Origin of the sequence: Amycolatopsis sp. A133 (assembly GCF_031082405.1) — a bacterium.
In the GTDB taxonomy this organism is placed as follows: Bacteria; Actinomycetota; Actinomycetes; order Mycobacteriales; family Pseudonocardiaceae; genus Amycolatopsis.
Genome location: NZ_JAVHJU010000034.1, coordinates 284,457 through 292,640 on the forward strand (window position 1 = coordinate 284,457; position 8,184 = coordinate 292,640).

The window sequence follows — 8,184 nt, forward strand, 5'->3', positions numbered from 1 at the left end:
ACGTTCGGGTAAATTCACCCGGCCCGGTGCAACTGGCCCCCCTGGTCCGGCGATAAGTGATCGCTTGGGAAGGGGGGCCACATGGCCTTGCGAAAACTTCGCGCACTGCGCCACGCACTGGTGGCAGCAGTCATGACCGGGGCGTTGCTGCCCGTCGTGTCCACGGGGGTGGCGGCGGCGGCAACACTCCCGCAGGGGTTCGTCCTGCGGGACACCGACTCCGGACTGGGGTTGTACAAACTCACGGACTTCGCGTACCTGCCGGACAACTCCGTCTTGGCCACCGGCAAGGACGGCCGCGTCCGCTGGCTGCCGGTCACGGGGGCCGGCACCACGATCGCGACGCTGCCGGTCCGCACCGACGAGGACCTCGGTCTCGTCGGGCTGGCCGTGGCGCCGGACTACGCGACGTCACACTCCATCTACCTCACGCGGTCGATCAACACCACCGGCGGCTTCGTCATGCGGCTGTCGCGGTTCACGGTGACCGTGGACGCGGCGGGTGCGCCGGCCGGCCTGACCGGTGAGCAGCCGCTGTTCGAGGTGCCGGGCGTCTTCAACGTCCACGGCATCAACGGCGTCATCGCCGCCGCGGACGGCACGCTGTGGACGTCCGTCGGCGACAACAGCGATTTCCGGCAGGTGGACGCGAACTCGCTGCGCGCCCAGGACGTCAACCAGCCGTACGGCAAGATCTTCCACCTCACCGCCGACGGCAAGGGCGTGCCGGGGAACCCGTACTACGACCCGGCCAACCCGGGTTCGACCGCGAGCAAGGTGTTCGCGCGCGGGTTCCGCAACCCGTTCCGCTTCAGCATCGACGCGAACCTCGGCCTGCCGGTCGCCGGTGACGTCGGCTGGAGCAACTGGGAGGAGGTCGACGTCGTCCAGCGCGGCTCCAACCAGGGCTGGCCGTGCTGGGAGGGCAGTCACCAGACCCCGGGCTTCAGCACCCTCGCGGGGTGCGCCGGCGTGGCGAACCAGGCGCCGATCTTCGAGCTCCCGCACGGCGAAGGTGTCATGACGGGCAACAGCGTCACGGGCGGCATCGTCTACAACGGATCCAGCTACCCGGCCGCCTACCGCGGCTCGTACTTCTTCGGCGACTACGTGGCGAAGAAGATCTGGACGCTGAAGTACGACGACCAGGGCAAGCTCACGCAGGCCCCGGAGAACCCGCCGGTCTTCACCGACATCGGCGGCCCGACGAAGTTCGCGGCGGCGCCGAACGGCGACATCGTCTACGCCGACATCCTGTCCGGCAACCTGCGCCGGCTGAGCTACTCGGCCAACAACACCGCGCCGGTCGCCAAGGCCACGACGTCGACGAACCCGGACACCCGGACCGTGTCGTTCGACGGCTCGGCTTCGGTCGACTACGACAACGACGCGCTGAAGTACGACTGGGACTTCGGGGACGGCAAGACCAAGGCCGACGCCGGTCCGAAGGTGTCGCACGCCTACGAGGCGGGCACCGAGTCGTTCACCGCGAAGCTGACGGTCCGGGACCCGCTGGGGCTCACCGGCGAGACCACCATCGCGGTCGCGCCCGGCAACCACACCCCGGAGCTCACCTTGACCACGCCCGGGGACACCGCGACGTTCGCGGTGGACCAGGAGGTCGCGCTGAGCGCCACCGCGACCGACGCCGAGGACGGCCCGCTGCCGATCACCTGGACCACGGCGGTGCGGCACTGCCCGAGTGAAGCGACCTGCCACGCCCACCCCGGGGTCGGCGGCACCGGGGCGAGCTTCTCGCAGCCGTTCACCGAGCACCCGGACTCCCGGCAGGACTTCACCGCGACGGTGACCGACAGCGCGGGCGTCACCACGGCCAAGACGTACACGGCGATGCCGCGGCAGCACCGGCTCACCCTGCTCAGCACGCAGCCCGCGGCGCTGAGCATCCCGGTGGAGGGCGGCGTCAACTCGGCCATGGTCACCGAAGGCGCCACCTTCGACGTCCAGGCCGCGAAGCTGGCCATCGACGGTGTCTCGACGTTCACCGGCTGGCAGGGCGGTCCGGCGGACGTCAAGTGGATCATCACCGTCGGCACCGCCGACATGACGCTGACGGCGAACTACGCAACGCCGATCGACCAGCGCTACGACGCCGACGCGGACTTGCGGGCGAAGCTCGGGGCGCCGGCGGCGGCCGAGGTCACCGACGGCCCGGTCCACTACCGCGTCTTCGCGAACGGACGGCTGTACTGGAGCGCCGCGACGGGCACCAGGTACGTCACCGGCCCGGTGCTGGACAAGTACGTCGCCTTCGGCGGGCACAGCGTGCTCGGGCCGCCGACGTCCGACACCGTCACGAGCCCGGATGCCGCCCAGCACAACGACTTCGTCAACAACGGCAACGTCGGGTCGATCTACTACACGGCCTCGACCGGTGCGCACGTGATCTACGGTGAGATCCGGAAGAAGTGGGCGGAACTCGATTACGAGCGCGGCGTGGGTTATCCGACGACCGACGAATTCGGGACGCCGGACGGGATCGCCCGCTACAACCACTTCATCAGGGGTGGCAACGTCGGGTCGATCTACTACACGACGGCGACGGGTGCGCACGCGATCTACGGTGAGATCCGGAAGAAGTGGGCGGAACTCGATTACGAGCGCGGTTTGGGTTATCCGGCGACCGACGAGCTCGGCACGCCGGACGGTGTCGCCCGCTACAACCACTTCACCAAGAACGGCAACACCACCAGGTCGATCTACTACACGACCGCGACGGGTGCGCACGCCATCTACGGTGAGATCTGGCGGAAGTGGGCGGCGCTCGACTTCGAGCGTGGTCTCGGCTACCCCACGACCGACGAGCTCGGCACGCCGGACGGTCGCGGCCGCTACAACCACTTCAGCCTCGGCGGCTCGATCTACTTCACGACGAGCACCGGCGCCCACATGGTGAAGGGCGAGATCCGGAAGAAGTGGGCGGCGCTCGGGTGGGAGTACTCCTACCTGCACTACCCGAAGACCGACGAGTACGTGACGAACGGGATGTACCGCAGCGACTTCGAAGGCGGCTACATCATCTTCTCCCTGCCCGGCGGGGCACGGGACTACCACTGGTGACGGGCGACCGCACCGGCTGAACGAGCAGGCGCAGGCCGTCTCCGGGATTTTCCGGAGGCGGCCTGCGTCGTTCTCCTCGAAGAATGTCCGTTCAGGAGGAACGCAGGTCTGCCGGTGTGGTTCCGGCCGCCGTCAACGGCAGGCCGAGGGCGACGCGCTCGGTGAGCCACGGGCTCGGCCGGTAGCGGGGGTCGCCGGTGGCCGCGGTCAGGCCCTGCAGGATGCGCAGCACGACGTCGCCGCCGACGAGGTCGCCCCAGGCCAGCGGGCCGCGCGGGTAGCCGAGGCCGAGGCGGACCGCCGTGTCGATGTCCGATGGCGTGGCCAGGTGCTGGCCCGCGATGAAGCACGCCGTGTTGACGATCGACGCCAGCAGGCGCTGCGCGATCGGGGCCGGCCCGTCTCGGACGACCGTCACGGGGTGGCCGGTGGCGGCCAGCGCGCCCCAGGCGGCGCGGCCCGCCGCCGGGTCGAGGCCGGGGTGCACCGACATCGTCAGGCGGCGTTCGTAGCCGCCCAGCGGGTCGACGCCCGCCACGCGGTCCAGCGGCAGCCCGGCGCGGGTCGCTGCGTCCACTGTGGACTCGCCGTAGAGCGGGACGAGCAGGACCGCGTCCGGGTAGGCGTCGGACACCACGTGCACGCCCGTCGACGACAGCGCGCGGGCGAGGTGCTCGTCCGCGGTGAACACCGGGCTCGACGGCTTCGGCGGGGCGGCGGGCTCGTCGGCGAGCTGCTGCTTGCCGTCGGCGTAGGAGTAGAAGCCTTCGCCGTTCTTGCGCCCGAACAGCCCGGCGGCCACCCGCGGCCGGGTCAGCCACGACGGCCGCAGCCGCGGGTCGCCGTGGAAGCCGCTCCAGATGCTTTCGAGGACGGCGTGCGAGACGTCGAGGCCGGTGAGGTCGAGCAGCTCGAACGGGCCGAGCTTCAGGCCGAGGACGTCCCGGGCGATGCGGTCGACGTCGGCGGGCTCGGCCAGCGCCTCGGCGAGGACCTGCAGCGCCTCGGTGTTCAGGCCGCGGCCGGCGTGGTTGACCAGGAAGCCGGGCGCGTCCTTCGCGAGCACCGGCTCGTGGCCCCAGCTCTTGACCAGTTCGAGTGCTTCGCCCGGCAGCCAGCCGTGCGTGCGCGCGCCGGGCACCACCTCGACCAGCCGCATCAACGGCACCGGGTTGAAGAAGTGCAGGCCGACGAGCCGGCCGGGCTCGGCCAGCCCGGCGGCGATCTCGGTGACCGACAGCGAACTCGTGTTGGTCGCGAAGATCGTCTCCTGTGGACAGACGCGTTCGAGGTCGGCGAACAGGGCGCGTTTTGCCGCCAGGTCCTCCCGGACGGCTTCGATCACGAGGTCGACGCCGTCGGCGGGAGCGTCGGGCGCGTCCACGGCGACCAGCCGGTCCCGCACCGCCTGCGGGTCGTCGGCGAGTTTGCCCTTGGCGGCGAGCTTGCCGACCATCCCGCCGACGTACTCGATCGCCTCGGCGACGGCCTCGCGCCGGACGTCGGCCAGCTCGACGGTCACCCCCGCGGTCGCGGCCAGCTGGACGATCCCGCGGCCCATCACCCCGGTCCCGATCACCCGGATCCTGCCGACCTTCCCGGCCCACCCCGTCACGTCGTGCCGCCTTCCGCCGTTGGACTCTCGCCCCAGCCTAGAGGCCGACGAACTCCGCCATCCGCTTCGCCGAGTGGGCGAAGAACTCGTCGGCCGGGTCGACGCTGCCGACGTACTGGCCGAACAGGTCGAAGCTGATCGCGCCGAACAGCTGGGTCCACGCCATGAGCAGCCGGACCGTGGTTTCGGGTCCGGCGATGACGCCGAGGACCTTCGTCAGCGACTCGGCCTGGGCGCGAAGCCCGGGCGCGACTTCGCCGTCGATCTCCCGCAGCTCGGTGTGCGTGAGCACCTTGACCAGGGCGAGCGCGACCCGGGCGGCCGGCACGACGGTGTCCTGCGGGGCCGCGTACCCGGGGATCGGCGAGCCGTAGATCAGCGCGTACTCGTGGGGGTGCGCGCGGGCCCAGTCGCGGGTTCCCCGCCAGATCGCCAGCCAGCGCTCACGGGGCGCGGCGTCCGCGCCCGGGTCCGCCTTCTCGGCGGCCTCGCCGATCGCGTTGTAGGCGTCGACGATCAGGTCGGTCAGCAGCCGGTCGCGGCTCGGGAAGTACCGGTAGATCGCCGACGACACCATGCCCAGCTCCCGGGCCACCGCACGCAGCGAAAGCCCGTGCGCGCCGACCTCGGCGAGCTGGCGGCGGGCTTCGTCCTTGATCTCCTGGGTCAGTTCGGCGCGGGCACGTTCGCGTGCGGTGCGGGTGGCGGTCATGCGGATCAGTGTGCCACGACGAGAGCGGCGCACAAAACAGAGAGCACTGCTCTTGACAGTGTGCAGCGCTCTGGTGTTCACTGCTCTTAACCGAGGGCACTGCTCTCTCAAACTTCCTGGAGGACGCCATGACCGCCGCCCGCTACATCGAGCCGAAGAAGGCCACCAGCACGTTCAACGAGGTCGTCGCGAAGCTGACCAGGATGGGTGTGAGCGTCTGGGGCAGCCGGGTGCTGACCGTCGTCGGCCGCAAGAGCGGCGAGCCGCGCTCGGTCCCGGTGAACCTGCTGACCGTCGACGGCGTCCGCTACCTCGTCGCCCCGCGCGGCGAGACGCAGTGGGTGCGCAACCTGCGTGCGGCCGGGCAGGGCAGCCTCCGCGTCGGGCGCCGCGTCGAGACGTTCACCTTCCGCGAGCTGGCCCACGACGAGAAGCCGGGCATCCTCCGCGCCTACCTCAAGCGCTGGAAGTTCGAGGTCGGCGTGTTCTTCGACGGCGTCGACGCCAAGGCCTCGGGCGCGAAGCTGCGCGAGATCGCGCCGGGCTACCCGATCTTCGAGATCCTCACGAAGTAGGTTTGCGCCGCGTGAGGTTGGCCGCGACCAGGACCACGCCGACCAGGAACGCGGCGAGCCCGATGAGGAACCACAGCTTCTGCCCGGTCATGAAGCTCCCGGTGATGACCCCGACGCCCTGCAGCACCCAGACGGCGCCGACGAGCACGAGCACGACCCCGGCCGCGAGGGTGATCCAGCGCTTCATGGGCCCAGTCTAAGCAGGCCGGCCGTCCGGGACGAGCTTGTGGCGGTAGGCGTAGACGACGGCGTGTACGCGGTCGGGCAGCCCGAGCTTGCTCAGCACCCGCGAGACGTGCGTCTTGACCGTCTCCTCGCCGACGTGCAGCTTCCGCGCGATCTCGGCGTTGCTGCAGGCGCCGGCGAGCAGCAGCAGGACTTCGCGTTCGCGAGAGGTCAGCCGGGCCAGTTCGGGTGGTTCGGCGGCCGCCGGTTCGAGCACGGCCGCGAACTTCGCCACCAGCCGCCGGGTCACCGACGGGTCGATCAGCGCGTCCCCGCGCGCCGCCACCCGCATCGCCGCGACGAGCTCCTCCGGCGCCAGGCTCTTCAGCAGGAACCCGCTCGCCCCGGCCCGCAGCGCGCGGTAGACGTACTCGTCGGCGTCGTAGGTGGTGAGCACGAGCACGCGGGTGTCGTTGCCCGGCGCGGCCAGGATCGCCTCGGTCGCGGCGAGGCCGTCGAGGCGGGGCATCCGGACGTCGAGGACCGCGACGTCGGGGCGCAGCCGCGCGGTCTCGGCGACGGCTTCGCGGCCGTCGGAGGCTTCGCCGACGCAGGTGAAGTCGGGCTGGGTGTCGAGCAGCGCGCGCATCCCGGAGCGGAACATCGCGTGGTCGTCGGCCAGCAGGACGCGGATCATGTGCTCTCCACCGGGAAGGTCGTGCGCAGCTGCCAGTGCCCGCCGGCCTCGCCGTAGGAGACCTGGCCGCCGAACAGGGTGACGCGCTGGCGGATCCCGGCCAGGCCGCGGTGCGCGTGTTCTTTTTCTTCGGCGCGGCCGGCGCGGAGCCCGTTCGTCACCGTGAGCACGATCTCGGTGCGGCCGTGGTTCAGCTCGACCTCGACCGGGCCCTGGCCGTGGCGCAGCGCGTTGGTGAGGGCTTCCTGGGCGATCCGGTAGAGCGCGATGTCGAGCGAGCCCGGCAGTTCGCGGCACTCGCCGCGCAGCGTCAGCCGGGTCGGCAGGCCGGCCGCGCGGACGGTCTCGACCAGCTCGCCGAGGTTGTCGAGGCCGGGCTGCTCGGCGTTGGTCTCCGCGTGCAGCAGGTCGAGCAGCCGGCGCAGGTCGGCCATCGCCGACCGGCTCGCCGACTCGACCGCGCCGAGCGACTTCCGCGCCGGTTCGGCGCCCTCGGGCAGCCCGAGCCGGGCGGCGCCGGCGTGCACGCCGATGGCGCTGACGTGGTGGGAGATGACGTCGTGCAGGTCGCGCGCGATGGTCGTGCGTTCCTCGAGGACGGCCCGTTTGACGGCTTCTTCCTCGTGCTGGCGGCGTTCGTCGGCTTCGCGCTCGAGATCGGCGATGTAGGCGCGCCGGGCGGTCGTGTACCGGCCGACCAGCCACGGCAGCAGCGCGGAGACGCCGACGTTGATGGCGATCAGCCGCCAGTCCGAGGCGGTCCGCCCGCCGCCGGCGATGCAGCCTGCGGTGACCCCGGCGAGCAGCGCGCCGAGCGCGAGCACGGCGGGCCGGGGCCGCAGCCACGCCCCGGCCCGGTAGCCGGCGATGAGGACTCCGGCGTTGTTGCCGGTGACGTACCCCTGGCAGGTGCAGAGGAGGAGCGGGGCACCGGCGAAGAGCACGGCGTGGGCGAGGGCGACCCACCCGGAGTACCGCGCGGCCCCCGCGAGGGCGGCGTTGACGGCCATCCCGGCGAGCAGCACGGCCCAGGCCCGCCACCCGGCTTCGCCGAGCGGTCCGCGAAGGGTGAAGAGGGCGGCGTCGCAGACGACGCAGACGAGGGCGACCAGCAGCGACTGCCGTCTCAGCGACCCCCTGATGTCCTGCACACCCGCAACTGTGCCCTAACCGGCAACGGCGAGGAACGAGAACGCCCCGATGCGACGCGAGGGGGGACGCAGCACCGGGGCCTTCCCTGGCCGGAGGGCCGGAGGGGCCCGAACGCCCCAATGTGGCGTTGGTTGCGTCCAACGCACCCAATGTGGCGTTCGGTGCGTTGGACGCACCGAACGCCACA

General features: G+C 71.3%; 7 protein-coding genes. 2 read left to right on the forward strand and 5 right to left on the reverse strand.

Features of this window, described 5'->3' with window-relative positions; genetic code table 11:
• Positions 1–81: 81 nt before the first annotated feature.
• Positions 82–3,081 (forward strand): PQQ-dependent sugar dehydrogenase, encoded by a 3,000-nt coding sequence (locus Q5425_RS23320; protein ID WP_308674395.1) that lies wholly within the window; start codon positions 82–84, stop codon positions 3,079–3,081.
• A 91-nt stretch (positions 3,082–3,172) separates the two neighbouring features.
• Here the strand turns inward: Q5425_RS23320 and Q5425_RS23325 are convergent, their stop codons facing one another.
• Together Q5425_RS23325 and Q5425_RS23330 are read right to left on the reverse strand one after the other, a co-directional pair.
• A complete protein-coding gene (locus Q5425_RS23325; protein WP_308674396.1) occupies positions 3,173–4,696 on the reverse strand; it encodes a 3-hydroxyacyl-CoA dehydrogenase in 1,524 nt (507 codons plus the stop codon).
• Positions 4,697–4,733: 37 nt separating this feature from the next.
• Complete coding sequence (locus tag Q5425_RS23330) at positions 4,734–5,408, reverse strand: TetR/AcrR family transcriptional regulator (RefSeq protein WP_308674397.1); 675 nt, start codon at positions 5,406–5,408, stop codon at positions 4,734–4,736.
• Between the two features lie 128 nt (positions 5,409–5,536).
• Between Q5425_RS23330 and Q5425_RS23335 the strand changes: the two genes are divergently transcribed.
• Positions 5,537–5,983 (forward strand): nitroreductase family deazaflavin-dependent oxidoreductase, encoded by a 447-nt coding sequence (locus Q5425_RS23335; protein ID WP_308674398.1) that lies wholly within the window; start codon positions 5,537–5,539, stop codon positions 5,981–5,983.
• Here the strand turns inward: Q5425_RS23335 and Q5425_RS23340 are convergent.
• The 3 genes from Q5425_RS23340 to Q5425_RS23350 are packed head-to-tail and all read right to left on the reverse strand — an operon-like array spanning position 5,973 to position 7,996.
• A complete protein-coding gene (locus Q5425_RS23340; RefSeq protein WP_308674399.1) occupies positions 5,973–6,170 on the reverse strand; it encodes a hypothetical protein in 198 nt (65 codons plus the stop codon). The two genes, Q5425_RS23335 and Q5425_RS23340, sit on opposite strands and share 11 nt — an antisense overlap.
• Positions 6,171–6,179: 9 nt before the next feature.
• Positions 6,180–6,845, reverse strand: coding sequence for a response regulator transcription factor (locus tag Q5425_RS23345; protein ID WP_308674400.1), 666 nt, complete (start codon positions 6,843–6,845; stop codon positions 6,180–6,182).
• Positions 6,842–7,996 (reverse strand): histidine kinase, encoded by a 1,155-nt coding sequence (locus tag Q5425_RS23350; RefSeq protein ID WP_308674401.1) that lies wholly within the window; start codon positions 7,994–7,996, stop codon positions 6,842–6,844. The genes Q5425_RS23345 and Q5425_RS23350 overlap by 4 nt, the downstream gene beginning before the upstream one ends.
• Positions 7,997–8,184 lie beyond the last annotated feature (188 nt).